Here is a 248-nt window from a genome sequence, read left to right on the forward strand (position 1 = left end):
CTTGTAGGCTCATTTGGCGGTTTGATCCTTACTTATTGCTCCTATCGCTTAGCGATTAGGCGTCCAACACGATTCTTTGGTCATTATGGAAAAGAGATTATCGGGAAATGGTTACATTATCCGCTCGTTCTTACGATGATCTTTTCTTTTTTGTATTCAGCGGCTTTCGTCCTGCGGGAAATGCAAGATTTTATGGTAGAGGTTTTTTTGCCCGATACTCCGGATTGGGCTGTTACCGCCATCTTTAG

At 43.1% G+C, this 248-nt stretch carries 1 protein-coding gene; it reads left to right on the plus strand.

Features of this window, described 5'->3' with window-relative positions; translation table 11 throughout:
- Nucleotides 1-248: GerAB/ArcD/ProY family transporter (locus SB773_RS33755; protein WP_410594833.1), on the plus strand; the 248-nt coding region annotated here is incomplete at both ends.

Source organism: Bacillus sp. SIMBA_074, assembly GCF_046534555.1.
Lineage (GTDB): Bacteria > Bacillota > Bacilli > Bacillales > Bacillaceae_G > Bacillus_A > Bacillus_A mycoides.